Raw genomic sequence first — 16,753 nt, forward strand, 5'->3', positions numbered from 1 at the left:
GAAGACCGGAAGTGGATCAACTCTCGGCCATGCGAGAACCTTCGGCGCGGCACGCGCGTCTGTCCGGCGAACGTACGCACTGACACGGGAGTTCACATGGCCATACGTACGAGACCGGCGCACCGCGGCGGTGTGCGGCGTGCGTGGACGGGCGCGCTGGCCGCGGTCACCCTGGTGAGTACCGCGCTCACCGGACCCGCCGTGGCCGCCTCGACCGCCTCGACCGCTTCGGGAGGTCACCAGGCCACCCAGCGGCAGTTGGACGCCGCCGTCGGGGACGGCGTCCCCGGCGCGCTGGCGCGGGTGACGGACCACGACGGCGTCTGGACCGGCGCCGCCGGGGTCGCGGACCGTACCACCGGCCGCGAGCGGCTGCCCCAGGACAGATACCGCGTCGCCTCGATCACCAAGACCTTCGTCGCCACCGTGCTGCTCCAGCTGGAGGCCGAGGGCCGACTCGACCTGGACGACACCGTCGAGTCCTGGCTGCCGGGGGTGGTACGGGGCAATGGCCACGACGGGCGCACCGTCAGCGTGCGCCGGCTGCTCAATCACACCAGCGGGATCTTCAACTACAACTCGGACCCGGAGTTCCGCCAGAAGGTCGCCGGGGACGGTTTCCTGACACACCGTTATGACACCTGGCGGCCGGAGCGGTTGATCGCCCTCGCCATGACTCATCCGCCCTACTTCGCGCCCGGCTCGGGCTTCCACTACTCCAACACCAACTACATCCTCGCCGGGATGATCGTGGAGAGGGTGACAGGACGCCCGTACGGCACCGAGATCGAGCGCCGTATCCTGCGCCCGCTGGGACTGCGTGCCACCAGCGCGCCGGGGACCGATGTACGGATGCCCCGCCCCTCGGGCCGCGCCTACTCGAAGCTGCTGTCGCCGGATCCCGCCGCGGAGATCCACGATGTGACCGAGCTGAACCCGACGGTCGCGGGGGCGTCAGGGTCGATGATCTCCGACTCGGCCGATCTGCAACGCTTCTACCGCGCGCTGCTCCGGGGCGAGTTGCTCCCGGCGGAGCAGCTCGGCGCGATGACGGACACCGTCGGCATGGGCACCGGCGTACCGGCCGCGTACGGCTACGGGCTGGGCCTGCTCCGCCAGGAACTGCCGTGCGGTGTCGAGATCTGGGGCCACAGCGGCGATACGCGCGGCTCGGTGTCCGCGGTCGCGATGACCCGCGACGGACGCCACGCGATCGCCTTCAACTTCAACGCGGACTGGGCGGGTGACACCGGGAAGGTCGTCGAGGCGGAGTTCTGCGGCTGACCGGGCGACGCCGCTCACTGCCTGGGGGGGGGACCGGTGCGCCGGTCACCCCCCGTCGGGGTGACGATCTTCGTTCCGGTCCCGCTCAGCCGAACCGGCCGTTGACGTAGTCGGCGGTCCTGGGGTCCCGGGGCGCGTTGAACATCGCGTCCGTGTCGCCGTGTTCGACGATCACCCCGGGTGTTCCCTGCTCCGCGAGGAAGAAGGCACAGGAGTCGGAGACGCGCGCGGCCTGCTGCATGTTGTGCGTGACGATGACGATCGTCACCTCCGTCTTCAGTTCGGCGATCGTCTCCTCGATGCGCCGCGTCGAGGTCGGGTCGAGCGCCGAGCACGGCTCGTCCATCAGCAGCACCCTCGGCCGCACCGCCAGTGACCGCGCGATGCACAACCGCTGCTGCTGGCCGCCGGAGAGCGCGCCGCCCGGCTGGCGCAGCCTGTCCTTGACCTCGCGCCAGAGCCCGGCCTTGGTGAGGCACTCCTCGACGAGGCCGTCCTTGCTGTCCCGCCCCGCCTTGATGCCGTTGAGCTTCAGCCCGGCCAGGACGTTGTCGTACAGCGACATGGCGGGAAACGGGTTGGGCTTCTGGAAGACCATGCCGATCTGGCGGCGGGCATGGGTGATGCGCCGTCCGCGGTCGTAGATGTCCGCCTCGTCGAGGAGCACGCGTCCGGCGAGAGCGGCGGCCGGGATCAGTTCGTGCATACGGTTGAGAATGCGCAGGAAGGTCGACTTGCCGCAGCCCGAGGGGCCGATCAGCGCGGTGACCTCGTGCGCGGGCATGGTCAGCGAGACCCGGTCGAGCACCTTGTGGTCGCCGAACCACGCGGAGACGGAATCGGCCCGCAGTGTGGCGGCGGTGTCGCTGACCACCGCGGGCTGGACCAGGGTGTCGGCGAGCTGGGGCGGCGTCACCGTCATGATGGGGCAACTCCCTTTCGGTCAGAGCAGATTCGGCAGAAGGCGGGTGGCTGCGCCGGAGACGGCGAGACCGAGCACGGCCAGGACGGGCACGGCGCAGATCCAGGTCTGCCAGCGGCCCCACACCCGGTGTGCCCAGGCGGCGAGGAGCGCGGCGAGAAAGAGCCCCTGGGTCCACAGGAAGACGGCGAGCCAGGCGCCGCTGTCCCCCGTCAGCGCCTCTTCGGCAGGACCGATCCATCCGGCACGGCGCTCGCGTGGCGGGCTGGGCTGTACGGGCGTGGTCAGTTCGGCGTCCACGCGCAGCACCCCCGAGGGGGTGTACGGGGCGCCGGTGGCGGTGATGAGGGTGAGCCGGCCCTGGTTCCGGCCGCCGCTGGGCGTGGGCAGTTCATCACCGGCGCGCCGGCTGCCGGTGACCCGGTACTCCGCCTTGCCCTGCCCCGTCATCAGGGTGATCGTGGCGTTGTCGGGGAGCCGGTCGAGACGGGAGAACGGGCTTCCGTACCCCCACTGCCTGCCCATGATCACCGCGGTGCCCGGCTGGCCGGGCAGCGCGGTGTCCCGCCGGTGCCCGGGGCCGGACATCAGCACACCGGACGTGGTGCCCTCGCCGACGACCTCGTGGACACCGAGGGCGGGGATGTCCAGCAGTGCGACGGGGGCGCCCAGGGCGAGTTCCCTGCCGTCGTTGTCGAGCGGGCCCACCGGTGCGGTGCCCTCGGCGAGTCGCTCGCGCAGCTCGTCGTAGGCGACCTGCTGGTCGCGGGCGTGCTGGAGATGTCCGACGACGGTGAGGTTCGCGGCGAAGCCGAGCAGTACGGCGGCGAGGACGCACAGCGCGGCCCCGGCCAGCGCCAGCCCCGGGCGGGCGGGGGCCCGTTGGGGTCCCCGGCCGCCCGGGGGCTTCTCGCGCCCCCCGGATCCGGCGGGCGGTGAGGGGGCGGGCGGCGGCGGTGTCAGAACGGCCACGGTGGCTGCGCTCCTCGCTTGCTGGATCGGGAGAGAGAGGGAGTGGAAGTGGGATTGGGAGTGGGGGTGCCGGGTGAGGATGGGTGGACGTGGAGTGGCGCCCGGGATCGTCGGCGTCAGTCGCCCGGCGTGCCCGACGGCGTGGCGAAGGTCAGCAGGCCCCTGCGGCGCGCGCCGACCACGAACGCGGCGCCCACGCAGCACAGCGCCAGGGAGGCGAGGGCGATCGAGGCGACGCCGGTGCCCGTCGAGGCGAGGGAGCCACCGTCGCCGGAGCCGCCACCGCTGCCTCCGGCCGCGCCGCCACCGGTCACCGCGCCGGAGTCACCGCCCGTGTCGCCACCGGAGGCGCCCGCCGCCGCGCCGCCGTCCGCGCCCGTGGAGTCGCTGGGCTCGGGGGTGGGCTCCGTGATCTCGCCCGTGGTGAACGCGAAGGCGACGCTGTGGCCGTCCGCCGTGTCCTCGGCGAGCGTCAGCACATGGTCGCCGTCGGCGAGTTCCGCCGGGACGGTGAACGCGTACGCCTGGACGGTGCCGTCCGCGTCCGCCGTGGCGTCCTCGAAGGGCGCGTCGCTCTCGGCCAGCGTGACCTTCACGGTCGCGTCCTTGGCGTAACCGCGTGCGGTGATCGTCACCTTCTGGCCGGCTTCCAGGTTCGGGTTCGCTTCGAGCGGGTTGCCGTCCGCGTCCACCACATCGAGGTCGGCGGGCTCGCTGGGCTCGCCGGTGGGCTCCTGGGAGCCGCTGGGCGAACCGCCGGGCGGGGTGCCGGCCTGGTCGACCGTGTAGCCGTTGATGGTGTTGCTCGAACCGGCGTACGCGTCGGGATCCGTGGGGGTGAACTGGGCGTGGATGTTCTGGACGCCCTGGGGCAGCTCGGTCGTCCTGAACACGGCGGTGCCGTTCTCGACCGCCTGCGCGCCGAGGGCGACCGGCTCCTCACCGGTGCGCTCGGAGGTGAGTGTCACCTCACCGGCCGCGGTCTCGGGGGTCACCTTCACCGTGATCGTCACCTCGCTGCCCACGACAGGGTGGTCCTCCGGGGCCGCCGTCAGCTCCACGCTGGTCGTCTCGGCGGCGGCCAGCGCCCAGGTGTCGCCGGTGACCTCGATGTTCGTGGTGAAGAAGGCCGGGGGCACGTTCGGGTCGAGGATGTTGACGCAGTTCAGCCGCAGTTCGTACGTGCCGTCATGGGGCTCGTCGCCGTACCACCCGGTGAGGGCGTCGAAGAGGGTGAGGAAGTTCTCCGGCATCTCGGTGTCGATGGGACCGGCGTCGTACGATCCCGTCGTCGCGTTGCCCACGGGGGCCGGGGTCGCCGCGCTGTCCGTCGGGTGGATCACACTGAGCCGTACGGCGCCGCCCTGCCCCTCCGGGCACGCGGTGTCGGTGGTGACCCGTGGGACGAGCGGGTTGTCCGTGATGCTGCCGGTGGTCCGGCCGAGGGTCAGATCGCCGAGCCGGCCTGCCGCGCTCGCGGTGGCCGCGGCACCGAGCACGGCGGCGGCCGCGCCCATGAGCAGGGCGCAGCACAGCAGCAGCGCCGGGAGTGATCTCGCTCGGGCGAGGCGTGTCATGGTCGGGTCCCCCACAGGGTGTTGGTGTCGCGGTCGGTAGTGGTGTCGCGGTCGGTGCCGGACTCGGTGTCGGTGTCGGTGTCGGTGTCAGCGGGATACGGGACGGGAACGGGATACGCCCCGGGGCCGGGCACCTGGAGGGTGCCCGGCCTTGGCGTGATGGGAAGGGACGGTGATCAGCGCTCGCCCTTCAGGGCGGTGGCGCCGCAGGCGGTGCCCAGCGAGCCGAAGCCGTACGCCTGGATCTGCGACGTCTGGCCGCAGACCTTGGAGGCGGTGCCGACGAACGCGCTGACGATGTTGGCATCGGCGGTGGTTCCGGTGATCTTGGGGGTCGGGACGACGTTGTAGACGTCACGGTTGTAGGGGAAGGCGGTGTTGAGCGTGCCGTTGGTGTTGCGCGGCGCGACGCCGTTCACCTTGCCGAGCACCGTGACGCCGTGGCGGTCCGCCACCACACCGTTGGTCTGGGCGATGTACTGGGCCACGGAGTACGGGGCGATGTCGCCCGCGGTGTCCAGCGCGGTGCCGTCGTGCTCCTGGACGGCGCTGTTGACGCAGGTGCCGACCTGAGCCTCGGTGACACCGATCTTCTCCAGGAAGAAGGTCCGCGTGCCCGAGCCGGACTGCGGCAGCAGCGGCGTGAGGGTGACACCGTTGTGCGTGGTCTTGACGCAGGTGTAGATGTCACGCAGCTGGGCGGTGGTCAGGTCCAGGCCGCTGTTGAGCGCGCTGTCCGAGCGGACGGCGACGGTCACCGCGTCCTTGGCGAACGGAATCCAGGTCAGCTTGGTGGTCGTCGTGTCCGCCGGTCCCCGGGAGGAGCGGGCGAAGTCGATGCAACCGGTGCTGTTGAGGACGGCGTTGCGCAGCGCGTCGATGCCGGCCGAGGAGCCGTTGGGCCGGTTGATCGTGCAGCCGGCGGCGCGGGTCTTGATGGTGGTGGAACCCGTCGCGTTGTAGGACGCGATGAGCTGACCGTCCGGGACACCGTCGGGGTCCGGGATGACCGCGCCGAGGCGGTTGCCGATGTCCTGCGTGGTGTCGGAACCCACGCCGACGAGCTGGCGGTACTCACCGACCGCCGGGTCGGCGGAGGCTGCGGGGGCCAGCAGGCCCACACCGAGTGCGGCAGCGCCGACGACGGCACCGAGGCGAGCACGGGACTTGACGTTCACTTCTGTTCTCCTCCGTGAATACGGATTTCGAGGAATGGACTGTCAAGAAGAATCCGGATTTCGTTCCGTCGACCCGTCGGCCGACGCCGTGAACATTTCCGCATATGCACAGTCCGGGACCACCAACTCCGCCGGATCATAAGGTTACGGGGGCATTTCCAAGGAGACACCTGGAGAACTCGCCGATGGTTATGGGGAATTCCCGGAGGGCGGTGAGCCGCTCCGGGTCATCCCCCTTCATCCGGCGGGCGTGCCCTGCTCTCCCTCTCGTCCTATGTCACCCGGGACCGCCCGCCGCCGTCGCCGCCCTGCGCGCGGAGAGCCGCAGCAGTACGGGACCGGCCAGCGCGGCCACACCGCCGACGACCAGGACACCGAGCAGCACCCAGCGCACGACGCCCAGTACCTCGCGGGGGGTCAGTCCGCCGGCGGCGAGTCCGCCCGTGGCCGCGGGGCCCGCGGCGCCCGCCCCCGCGCCCGGCGAGGCGGCGGTGGGGGAGGGGTTCGCTCCCTCGCCCGCGGTGGCTCCCCCGGACCCGGACCCGTCCCCGGCCGTTCCTCCGGCCCCTGCTCCGGCGCCGTCCCCGCCGCCGGTGGACCCGCCGGCCGCCGTACCGCCCGCCGCACCGTCACCGGCCGCCGGGGGGCCGACGGGTTCGGCCACCTTGCCGCGTACCAGCTGGTCGGCGGCCGAGAGCGCCTGGTCGCGCAGGTCCTTGGGCATCGGCGCGTATCCGGGCGGCAGTTCCCCGGGCGTGAGGCCCTGGCTCTGTCCGGTGCCCGCCGCGTACCGGATCAGCCGCGCGTAGTCCTGGCGCGCGTCCGCGGGCTGGTCGACGGGGGCCATGGCGTAGGCGACCGCCGTCAGCGGATACGCCCCGTTCTTCGCGGTGGCGGGGCTCGGCGCCTTCACCCCCGCGACCGGCGAGTCGGGCATCCGGGCGACGGCCTTCAGCATCGCGTCGGCGGTCGGACGGACGTAGGCGCCGTCGGCGTTCGGAAGCGCGGCGATGTCGAGTTCGTACCGGGAGGCGGACGCCGCGTCGACGATGCCGTACGCCTGCCGGGACCCGGGGAGGCTGTCCGAGGCCACCAGCTTGATGCCCTGCGGGGAGTTGGCGTCGAGTGCGGCGAGGAACGTCGCTCCGGTGGCACCGCGCCTGACCCGCAGCGCGCCGTCGTGCATGTCGTTGGCGTACGGGGACTTCTCCAGCTGGCCGTACGAGATCGCGCGTTCGACGCCGTTGTCGGGCAGCGTCATGCGCGTCTCGGTCGTGTCGGCCTTCGGATAGTCGAGCGGGGCGTCCGCGTCCAGGCCCAGCGACCGGTAGAAGGGATTCACCTTCATCCCCCACGGGTCCGGCTCGCCCCGGAGGAAGTCCCGCGACTCCGCGTTCGACTGGAGATAGCGCCAGAGCAGGTTGGCGCCATCCGAATTACCGGCCTGGAGGAGGATTCCGCCAGGACCCAGCTGCGGCTGTGTCGGGCGGTCGAAATAGGGATTCAGTTTCTTGAATTCCGGGTCGACGACAATGGATTCCGCGTTCCCCTTCAAATGGTCGGGCACCGGATTCTGAAAGCTGATCTGCCGGACGTCGTAGGGGTAGGAGCCGGTCACCAGCTTGGCGAGCAGCCGTGGGCTGAGTTTCAGGTCGCGCACCTGGCCTGCCTGTCCGTCCTCCCAGAAGAAGCCGACCGTGAGCGCGCTGACCGCGACCGGCGCGTAGACCAGGCCCGCGCCTCCCTCGACCGGGGCCACGGTGACCCCCATCCCGGGCGAGGTCGCCGTGGGTTTCGCGATGAGGCGACGCGCGTAGTCCTCGCCGGCCTGGCTGAAGGTGAACCGGGCGTCGGCGCCCGCGCACAGCCTGGCCTGCCAGGACGTGATGGCGTCGGTCAGCAGCTCGGACCCGATGACGCGCCGCTCGGCCTTGTCGGCCGGGCAGGTGTTGCCGACCGCGCCGAACTCCATGGGAAACACCAGCCGTTGGTCCCAGTTGGACTGGCTGAGCGGCGAGGTGTGTACGCCTTCCGCGGCGTTGACGGTGCCGTCGGGGTCGTGCTCGCCGCGGGGGACGACGACCAGCCAGCACTTCCGGGGCTTCGCTCCGGCCCCGCTGCCGACGTCTCCGCAGCCCAGATAGGGCGCCTCGATCGCCGACTTCATCTCGAAGACCGCCTCGCCGGTGCCGTCGGTGCGCGTGCTCAGCCAGGGCTGGGCGTTGGTGTCGTTGTTGCTGAAGTAGGTGGCGTCGGAGGGCGAGTCGGTCGGGTCGCCCTGTAGCGGCCGGAACGGAACGAACGGGTTGTCGTCGCCGGCGTCCGCGTACTCCTTCTCCAGCGGGTCCGTGCCCTTCGGCAGGGTGCGCTGGCTCATCCAGTGGGTGCCGCCGCGGTTTCCCCCGAACTCGCACTGCTCCCGGTCCGGGCCCGCCGGGTCGTCTCCCCAGCACTGCATGATCTGGAGGAAGTTGCGGAAGCCGTCCACGGGCGGCGCGGCGCGGCCCTTCCAGGTCACATCGACTCCCTGGGCCCGCAGGTTCCTCGTCTGGTGGACGGTCACCTCAAGGCCGGAGAAGTCGTCGTACGGCCCCTTGCGGCCGGTCAGCGTCATCGCGGAGTCCTCGGCCGCCGCGGCCTCCGTACCGCTCCCCGCCTCCGCCGCCTGTGCCCGGTCCGTGCCCGGGGGCAGCGGTACGAGCGCGAGGAGCAGAGCGGCGAGAAGCGCCCCGACGCCGACGCCCACGCGCCGGGACACCCGGGATCCGCCGGTCCGTGACCGGAAATGACGGCCACTCATATCGATCCCTCCCTGCGGCGGGCCCGTGCGGCGAGCGCGCGTGCGGTGAGCGGCGGCCCGACGACCACACCGACGAGGAGCAGCGCGGAGAGCGCCATCAGCGCGCCGCGCAGCCCCGTCGCCTCGTTGGAGGCGAGGGTGACCGGGTTCCCGACGACCGCGGAGTCACCGCCGCCGGATCCGTCCCCGCTGATCAGCTCGCCCGTGTCGGGGTCGATGACACCGCCGGACGCTCCGGCCGCCGCGGCGGCCGACTCCGGGGAGCCGGGGGCGCCGCCCGTGGCTCCGCCGGTGTCCCCGGTGCCCCCCGAGCCGCCGGTGCCCGCGGTGGAACCGCCCGTGGCTCCCCCGCCCGGCCCTCCCGAACCGCCGTTGCCCGAGCCGCCGTTGGCGCCCTGGGCCGACGGCTTCACCGGGGTCTTCTGGCCCTTGGCGCCCGCCGTGCCGTCGGAGCACTGGGTCGCGCCCTTCTTGTCGCAGGCTTTCGGCTGCGGGGCGTTCTTGGCGAGGGTGTTGGTCCCGTCCGAGGAGAAGGTGGGGTTGCGGCAGGAGTTGATATTGATCTTGTCCGTGGGCGCGCCGGGGATGCGCCGTACCTGTTCGAAGCCCGCCTGGACGAGGTTCCTGGGCAGCGGGGAGTATCCCAGCTCCTCGGCGATCTGCTGGCCGTCGCAGAGGAAGTAGTTGGCGAAGGTGCCCAGTGAGAGGCCCTTCTCCTTGGTCATCGGGTTCTGCTCGCCCGCCAGCGAGGTGGGCAGGATCATGTAGCTGTAGCTGGAGAGCGGGTAGGCCCTGGGGTCGCGGGAGCCGTAGACACCGTCCAGGATCTGCGTCAGATAGTTCGTGGAGTTCTTGTCCGGGTTGATCCGCGCGCCGAGCAGCCCCACGGCGACGCTGGACGCGGTGGGCTCCACATAGAACTGGGACGCGTTGAGCATCTTCGCCACCGGGAAGCCGGTCGAGATGGCGTACGAGTACTCGACGTAGGTGATGGCGCCCTCGGCCTGGCTCTGTTTCACATAGCCGGAGACACCGAGCGATCCGGACTTGGCGATCGTGGAGGTGCCGGGCACCACCGGGAAGTACGAGGTGAGACCGCACGGGGTGGCGCGTCCGGCGCGGGCGCAGTAGTCGTTCCACGCCGCGGCGTGCTGCTTGGACAGCCAGGTGGTCAGCTGCGCCGTCGTACCGGAGCCGTCGGAGCGTACGACCGGCACGATCCGGCGGGCGGGGAGTGTGAGGCCGGGATTGTCGGCCCTGATCTCGGCCGCGTTCCACATGGTGATCTTGGAGGTGAAGATCTTGGCGAGGACATCGCCGGAGAGCCGCAGATTGGTGACCCGCTTGCCGCCGATCTTCAGGTTGTACATGAAGGCCGTACCGCCGGCCACGATCGGCATATAGGCGTAGCCGCGCTTGGGCGGGGCGTCGGTGACGCCGCCCTCCTTGAGGCCGTAGGGGATCTCGGAGACACCGAAGTCGACGGAGCCGTTCCTGAACTGCTCACGCCCGTTGGAGGAGCCGGTCGCCGCGAAGTTGACGGTCATACCGAAGTTGGAGGCGACATTGCGGCGCCACTGGTCCAGTGCGTTGGAACTCCAGGTGGAGCCCGCACCGTTGATCTTCGGATAGGTCACCGCCCAGGCGGGCGGCGGGCCGACGGCGAGCAGCGCGCAGAGCAGCGCGGCCAGCCCCATGGCCAGTCGGGAGACGGTCGCGGGTCTCACGGGGTACTCCTGTTGGGCTTGACGACGGGTGCGGGGGAAGTCGGTGCGGGCGGGACGACGGCGGCAGCGGCGCCCCGCGTATCGGTGTGCGTGCCGCCGCGGCCGTGGCCGCTCGTACGGGCCGCGAAGCGTTCGGCATCGCGGCGCGAGGCGAGCACGCGACGGTGTGTCTGACGGCGTGTCAGCTTGCCCGGTGCGCGCCCGCCGATGAGCCGGGCGACGACGAACAGCAGCAGCACCAGCGCCATCAGGGTCGCCGCGGTGCCGAACCCGCGCGCGATCATGGCGGGTTCGGGCGACTTGACGAACTCGAAGGTGGCGAGCGGCAGCGAGACCTGAGGCCCGTTGAACGGATCGGCGTTCATCTCCGCGGTGAAGCCCGCGGTCAGCAGTACCGGGGAAGTCTCGCCCACCCCGCGCGCGGTGCCGAGGATCACCGAAGTGGTCAGCCCGGAGCGGGCGGTGGGCAGCACCACATGCCAGGCGGTGCGCCAGCGCGAGGTGCCCAGCGCGTACGACGCCTCGCGCAGCGAGCCCGGCACCAGCCGGATCACCACGTCGGAGGCTCGGATGATGATCGGCAGCATCATCACACCGAGCGCCAGGGACGCGGCGAGGCCCGACTTCCCGATGCCCAGGGCGAGGATCGCGGTCGCGTAGATGAACAGGCCGGCCACGATGGACGGCAGCGCCGTCATCGCCTCGACGATGGTACGGACGAACCGCGCGAACCGGCCGGGCACCTCGTTGAGGAAGACCGCGCAGACCAGACCGGCGGGGACGGTGAGGACCAGCGCGATGAGGATCTGCTCCAGGGTGCCGACGATGGCGTGCAGGATGCCGCCGGCGCTCAGTGGGTCGAGGGGGCCCGCGAGGGTCATGTCCTCGGTGAAGAAGTTCAGATGGGGCAGCGCCCTGCGGCCCTCCCACAGTGTGTAGACGATCACGAACGCCAGGGCGACGACCATGACCAGGCCCACCGTGCGCACGACGACCCCGGCGAGCCGGTCCCGGACGGTGGGCCCGTCCTCGTCGAAGGAGACCAGCAGCGCGTAGAGCCCGAGGAAGAGCGCGTATCCGACGATCAGGAAGCCGATCACCCCGTTGAACGGCAGCAGCCATACGAACAGCAGCGCTGTCAGGCTGACGGCCGCGGCGCCGGAGCCGAGCAGCGCGTAGGTGTCCGTGGCGCGCCTCAGCGCCGGGGAGCGCCGCCGCTCCCCGGCCGGCTCCACGGGCCGCGGCCGGCTCGCGGGCAGGACGGTACGCCGTTCCTCCGCGACGGACGGCGGCGACTCGGGTGCGAGGGTCATGACGGGCGGGTCCCCTTAGGACAGGGTCTAGGCAGGACAGGGTCTAGGCGTCGCTGGCCGCGCCGGAGCGGCTGCGCGCGACGATGGACGAGGCGATGAAATTGACGATGAGGGTCATCACGAAGAGCGCGAGTCCGGCCGCCATGAGCGCGGACATCCCGAACGGACTGGCCTCCCCGTACCGGAGCGCGATCAGCGAGGAGACGGAACTCGTGCCGCTCTGGAGGACATGCCACTGGATCTGGAAGACCGGCGAGATGATCAGGTAGACGGCGATGGTCTCGCCGAGCGCGCGGCCGAGTCCGAGCATGGTGCCGCCGATCATGCCGCCCTTGCCGAACGGCAGGACGACACTGCGGATCATCCCCCAGCGGGTGGCGCCGAGCGCGTAGGCGCCCTCGCGCTCACCGGCCGGCGCCTGGGTGAAGACCTCGCGCATCACGGAGCAGATGATCGGCGCGACCATCAACGCCACCACGATGCCCGCGATGAGGGTCGAGGAGGTGTAGACGGTCTCGGTGGCGAGCGGATCGCGCGGATCGGCTCCGACGACACCCAGGGGCGGGAACCAGCCGAGGTAGGTGGCGATCCAGCGGGCGGTGGGCAGTACGGCGCCCTCGAAGAAGAAGAGCCCCCACAGTCCGTAGACGACACTCGGCACGGCCGCCATCAGGTCGACCACGCTGATCAGTGTGGAGCGCATCCCGGGCGGCGCGTACTCGGAGATGTAGAGCGCCCCGCACACCGCCAGCGGCACCGCCACCACGATCGCCACCAGCGCGATCAGGACGGTGCCGACGATGACGGCGGCGATACCGAAGCGGCCCGCGTCCGGTTCCCAGGCCGCGGTGGTGAGGAAGGACCACCCGGCCCGGTCGAGCGCCTGCCACGCGCGGTACAGCAGGAAGCCGCCCACCAGCAGCATCACGGCGAGCACGAGTCCGCCGCCGCCGCGGGCCACGCCCCGGAAGATCCGGTCGGGCAGCCCGGGGTCGGCGTAGAGCCCACGCGCCCCTTCGGCGGCGGCCGGTTCCCCGGTCGCGAGCCCAACGGACCGCTGGGCGGCGGTGGTTCGCTCCCCTGTTCGTCTCAGCACACCCATGACGCTCACGGGGCGCGGTTGACACGCACGCACCTTTATCTGAACAACGCGCCTCCTAGGGGCAACTTCGGATGACGAGTGTGTGCGCGTAGCGTGCGGAGGCCCCCGACGCCGGGGTTCCGGGGCGTCAACTCCCGCTCCACGGGACCTCGCCGCTCTCCCCCAGCTCCCGCAGCAGCTCACGGAAGCGGTGATACGCCACCCGGCAGGTCGAGTACCGCTCATAGGAGCGGGCGGACACGATGGTCCGGCGTCCGCTCTCGTCCCGGACGATCCACATCCAGCCGTTGGCCTCCACCGTGTGCTGGACCCCTCCGGTCAGGGCCGCGTGCCGTCGGCACACCTCCTCGAACGCGGCCCGGCACCGCTCGTACGAGGTGAAGGCGAGCGCCGAGACGGCGACGACCCGCCCGTTCTGTGCCACCACCCGCCATCGGTAGCACCCGTCCGCGTCGATGTCGGTCTGACAGCGCAGCCCGGCGGCGCTCCGTAATCTTCCGCTCTCATCGGCCGATCTCATGTCCCCACGTCCCCACCCCTGCCGCTCGTCCCTGTCGGACCGCACGTACGGCCCGTGGAGCGGCAGATGCAACTTATTGAGGCGATCGTGAGGGGCGGGATCCAAACGACTGCCTGCCGACAGGATTCGTCCGGAAGTTGCCTCTAGGCCACCGGCTCTTCTCCCGGGGCGCGTGAGCCGGCGGCGGGCAGGCGCAACGCCCGGCGCCATGTGACCGGCGCCGGGCGTCACGTTCTCAGATTGTCCGGACGGTCGTCCGGCAGGTCGTCCCGAGGGTCGTCCCAGGGGTTACGGAACGAGGAGTTACGGGACCAGGAGTTACGGGACGATACGCAGGAGCTTGTTGGGCGAGCCGGTGCCCGGGTTGGACACGACTCCGTTGGTGGCGCCGTTCACCAGGGCCGCGGCGACCTGGGCCGGGGTCGCGGTGGGGTGTCCCGCGAGGTAGACCGCGGCGGCACCGGCCACATGCGGTGTGGCCATCGAGGTGCCGGAGATGCTGCTGGTGGCCGTGTCCGAGGTGTTCCAGGCGCTGGTGATGGCGCTGCCCGGAGCGAAGAGGTCCACGCGCGCGCCGAAGTTGGAGTAGCTGGCGCGGGCGTCGGTGCTGGTCGTCGCGCCGACGGTGATCGCGTCCGCGACCCGGGCCGGCGAGTAGTTCTGGGCGTTCGCTCCGGAATTACCGGCGGCAACCGCGTAGGTCACACCGCTGTTGATGGAGTTCTGCACGGCGGTGTCGATCGCGGCGTTGGCGCCGCCGCCCAGCGACATGTTCGCCACCGACCGAGCGGCGTGGTTGTTGGTGACCCAGTCGATACCGGCCACGACCTGGGCCGTGGTGCCCGAGCCCGCGTTGTTGAGCACGCGCACGGCGACGATCCTGGCCTTCTTGGCCACACCGTAGGCCGTGCCCGCGGCGTTGGCGGCCACATGCGTGCCGTGGCCGTTGCCGTCCTGCGCCGTGTTGTCGTTGTCGACGGCGTCGTAGCCGTTCGAGGCCCGGCCCGCGATGTCCTGGTGGGTGATGCGGACGCCGGTGTCGATGACGTACACGGTGGTGCCCTCACCGGCGGTGTCCGGGTAGGTGTAGCTGTTGTTCAGCGGCAGCGCCGCCTGGTCGATCCGGTCGAGTCCCCAGGACGGCGGGTTGGTCTGGGTGGCGAGCGCGTGCACCTCACGGTCCTGGAAGACCTTGTCGACGGCCGGGTCGGCCGCGAGTCTGCGTGCCTGCGCGGGCGAGAGTTCGGCGGCGTAGCCGTTGAGGGCCGCCGTGTACGTCCGCTTGACGGTCCCGCCGTACTCGGACACCACACTCCGGCCCGCGGCCGAGGCGGACGTGAGACCGGCGGTCTCCTTGAGTGTGACGATGTAGCTGCCTTGCACCGCGTCCTTGGCATCGGCGCCGACGACCGTACCCACGGCGGGGGCCGCCTGGGCGGGAACGGCGAGGGCGGTCATGGCCGCAGCCGCCGCTGCCGCCGTGATCGCCGCGGCGATCCGTGTCTTGGTGGTACGCAACACTGCCATCGTGAGGGATCCTCCTCATCGGGTGCGCTGGGGTGCGTGCGCAACGTGGGGGTACATACGAGACGTATGCGTGATGAGCGGACCGTGTGATTCCTGGGGCCGCCCTCCAAAGACCTTCGCTGAGACAACGTCAGACGACAAGAGCCCCGACGCGATGTCATATCCATGACATGGCCACGCAATGTCCCCGTAGCGAGGACGCGCCCACCGGGGGAGCAACTGGGCATCGCGTCAAGGCAGTTGAAGACAGAAGGCGCCGTGCCGCGCGCGGCGGCGTGACGCCCCCTTTGCCCGTCACATGCGCGCTATTGACCCGATCATGCCAAAGCCTCACGATGACCCCGGGGGCACGTACTGCGTGCCCACACCCCCACGACTCCCCACCCAGGAGACTTCATGCGGCTCCGAATACGCGGAAGCGGCGGCAGCGTTCACAGACGGACAGCCACCCTGGCCGTCGCGCTGACCCTGACCCTCGGTGTCACCGCCACGGCCACGGCCACCAGCGCCGATTCCACTCCCTCCGCGTCCGCCGCCACGGCCGCGGACGAGGACATCCAGCAGTACGAGATCGTCACGCACGCCACGTCCGCGACGCGCACCGCGCTCGCCAGGACCGGTGTGACGATCGACGCGTCCGACAGCGAGAGCGTGGTCGTGTCCGCCGACCCCGCGCAGGTGAGGAAGCTCCGCTCGCTCGGTTACGCGCCGACGCCGCTGGGCGCCGCCCCGGACCGCACCCTGAACGGCGCCGTCACACCGTTCGACTTCCCCTCGGCCGACTCGAATTACCACAACTACGCCGAGATGACGAGCGAGATCAACTCCATCGTCTCCGCGAACCCGGGCATCGCGAGCCAGCGTGTCATCGGCACCACGTACCAGGGCCGGAACATCACGGCCATCAAGATCAGTGACAACGTCGGCACCGACGAGAACGAGCCCGAGGTCCTCTTCACCCACCATCAGCACGCGCGCGAGCACCTCACCGTCGAGATGGCGCTGTATCTGCTGAAGCAGCTGACCGCCGGTCACAACACCGACACACGCATCACGAACATCGTCAACAGCCGTGAGATCTGGATCATCCCGGACCTCAACCCGGACGGCGGCGAGTACGACATCGCCACCGGCTCCTACCGCAGCTGGCGCAAGAACCGGCAGCCCAACTCGGGCTCCACCGCGGTCGGTACGGACCTCAACCGCAACTGGGCCTACCGCTGGGGCTGCTGCGGCGGCTCCTCCGGCAGCCCCTCGTCGGACACCTACCGGGGCGGCGCCGCCGAGTCCGCGCCCGAGGTGAAGGTCGTGGCGAACTTCGTACGCGGCCGGGTCGTCGGCGGTACGCAGCAGATCAAGGCCGCGATCGACTTCCACACCTACAGCGAGCTGGTGCTCTGGCCGTTCGGTTACACCACGGCCGACACCACCACCGGAATGACCCTGGACGACCGCAACGCCTTCGCCGCCATCGGCCAGAAGATGGCCGCCAGCAACGGTTACACGCCCGAGCAGGCCAGTGATCTCTACATCACGGACGGCTCGATCGACGACTGGCTGTGGGGCACGCACAAGGTCTTCGCGTACACCTTCGAGATGTATCCGTCCTCGGGCGGCGGCGGTTTCTACCCGCCGGACGAGGTGATCAACCGGGAGACGAGCCGGAACCGCGACGCCGTACTGCAACTGCTGGAGAACGCGGACTGCATGTACCGGTCCATCGGCAAGGAAGCCCAGTACTGCTGACCGGTGCCCACCGACGGTTCCCCGCCGGCCGGCTCACGAGGGGGCGTCTCCGTTTCCGACGGAGACGCCCCCGCCGCCGCTGCGC

At 70.8% G+C, this 16,753-nt stretch carries 12 protein-coding genes; 2 read left to right on the forward strand and 10 right to left on the reverse strand.

Annotated elements, in window-relative coordinates; genetic code table 11:
* The first annotated feature begins 96 nt into the window (after window positions 1-96).
* Complete coding sequence (locus tag ACIOGX_RS03985; protein WP_401910067.1) at window positions 97-1,284, forward strand: serine hydrolase domain-containing protein; 1,188 nt, start codon at window positions 97-99, stop codon at window positions 1,282-1,284.
* An 85-nt stretch (window positions 1,285-1,369) separates the two neighbouring features.
* On the opposite strand, the gene ACIOGX_RS03990 is transcribed toward ACIOGX_RS03985, so the two are convergent.
* From ACIOGX_RS03990 to ACIOGX_RS04035, 10 genes are all read right to left on the reverse strand, one after another.
* On the reverse strand, window positions 1,370-2,206 hold the full coding sequence (locus ACIOGX_RS03990; protein ID WP_401910070.1) for a phosphate ABC transporter ATP-binding protein: 837 nt from the start codon (window positions 2,204-2,206) through the stop codon (window positions 1,370-1,372).
* A gap of 21 nt (window positions 2,207-2,227) precedes the next feature.
* Complete coding sequence (locus tag ACIOGX_RS03995; protein ID WP_401910072.1) at window positions 2,228-3,178, reverse strand: sortase; 951 nt, start codon at window positions 3,176-3,178, stop codon at window positions 2,228-2,230.
* Window positions 3,179-3,294: 116 nt separating this feature from the next.
* Entirely contained in the window at window positions 3,295-4,755 is a 1,461-nt protein-coding gene (locus tag ACIOGX_RS04000; RefSeq protein ID WP_401910074.1) for an Ig-like domain-containing protein, read from the reverse strand.
* 176 nt (window positions 4,756-4,931) lie between these two features.
* Window positions 4,932-5,933: a hypothetical protein gene (locus ACIOGX_RS04005; RefSeq protein ID WP_401759654.1), complete on the reverse strand. Its 1,002-nt coding sequence runs from the start codon at window positions 5,931-5,933 to the stop codon at window positions 4,932-4,934.
* A 277-nt stretch (window positions 5,934-6,210) separates the two neighbouring features.
* The gene (locus ACIOGX_RS04010) at window positions 6,211-8,733 is read right to left on the reverse strand and encodes a hypothetical protein (protein ID WP_401910076.1); all 2,523 of its coding nucleotides are present in this window, start codon (window positions 8,731-8,733) and stop codon (window positions 6,211-6,213) included.
* Window positions 8,730-10,460, reverse strand: a complete 1,731-nt coding sequence (locus ACIOGX_RS04015) for a phosphate ABC transporter substrate-binding protein PstS (protein WP_356510679.1) — start codon at window positions 10,458-10,460, stop codon at window positions 8,730-8,732. The genes ACIOGX_RS04010 and ACIOGX_RS04015 overlap by 4 nt, the downstream gene beginning before the upstream one ends.
* A complete protein-coding gene (gene pstA, locus ACIOGX_RS04020; protein WP_401910079.1) occupies window positions 10,457-11,773 on the reverse strand; it encodes a phosphate ABC transporter permease PstA in 1,317 nt (438 codons plus the stop codon). The genes ACIOGX_RS04015 and pstA overlap by 4 nt, the downstream gene beginning before the upstream one ends.
* 43 nt (window positions 11,774-11,816) lie before the next feature.
* Entirely contained in the window at window positions 11,817-12,869 is a 1,053-nt protein-coding gene (gene pstC, locus ACIOGX_RS04025; RefSeq protein ID WP_401910082.1) for a phosphate ABC transporter permease subunit PstC, read from the reverse strand.
* A gap of 133 nt (window positions 12,870-13,002) precedes the next feature.
* A complete protein-coding gene (locus ACIOGX_RS04030) occupies window positions 13,003-13,395 on the reverse strand; it encodes a hypothetical protein (RefSeq protein ID WP_356510685.1) in 393 nt (130 codons plus the stop codon).
* A 318-nt stretch (window positions 13,396-13,713) separates the two neighbouring features.
* Window positions 13,714-14,922: a S8 family peptidase gene (locus ACIOGX_RS04035; protein WP_356510687.1), complete on the reverse strand. Its 1,209-nt coding sequence runs from the start codon at window positions 14,920-14,922 to the stop codon at window positions 13,714-13,716.
* A gap of 396 nt (window positions 14,923-15,318) precedes the next feature.
* Here ACIOGX_RS04035 and ACIOGX_RS04040 point away from each other — a divergent pair, with 396 nt between their 5' ends.
* On the forward strand, window positions 15,319-16,668 hold the full coding sequence (locus ACIOGX_RS04040) for a M14 family metallopeptidase (RefSeq protein WP_401910085.1): 1,350 nt from the start codon (window positions 15,319-15,321) through the stop codon (window positions 16,666-16,668).
* Window positions 16,669-16,753 lie beyond the last annotated feature (85 nt).

The sequence above is a fragment of the Streptomyces sp. NPDC088147 genome (genome assembly GCF_044741565.1).
In the GTDB taxonomy this organism is placed as follows: Bacteria; Actinomycetota; Actinomycetes; order Streptomycetales; family Streptomycetaceae; genus Streptomyces.